The 417-nt window shown below is 23.7% G+C and carries 1 protein-coding gene; it reads left to right on the plus strand.

Features of this window, described 5'->3' with window-relative positions:
• Positions 1-107: 107 nt before the first annotated feature.
• The coding region (locus tag KGF42_RS19275; protein WP_227826918.1) for a helix-turn-helix domain-containing protein at positions 108-417 on the plus strand (310 nt) is incomplete at its 3' end.

Genomic DNA, 417 nt, shown 5'->3' on the forward strand with positions numbered 1-417 from the left:
ACATTTGTTAATATTATGATAGGTGATTAATAAATTGTTCACCACAGCATAATATATTAAATATGATAAAATCATTAAAAAGTGTATCAAAAAACAATTAAAGTGAGGTGGTAGTAGTGGAAAAAGCATATAAGTTTAGAATATATCCAAATAAAAAACAGCAAGAGCTAATTAACAAAACTTTTGGATGTTGTAGATTTGTATATAATAAATATCTTGCTAAAAGAATAGAAGTTTATAAAAACGATAAAGAAACTTTTACTTATAAACAGTGTAGTTCTGATTTAACTAATTTAAAAAAAGAATTAAAATGGCTTAAAGAACCTGACAAATTTTCACTACAAAACGCCCTAAAAGATTTAACAAACGCATATGAAAAATTCTTTAAAGAAAAGGCAGGATTTCCTAAATTTAAAT

Origin of the sequence: Clostridioides sp. ZZV15-6383, assembly GCF_020657735.1 — a bacterium.
Lineage (GTDB): Bacteria > Bacillota > Clostridia > Peptostreptococcales > Peptostreptococcaceae > Clostridioides > Clostridioides difficile_D.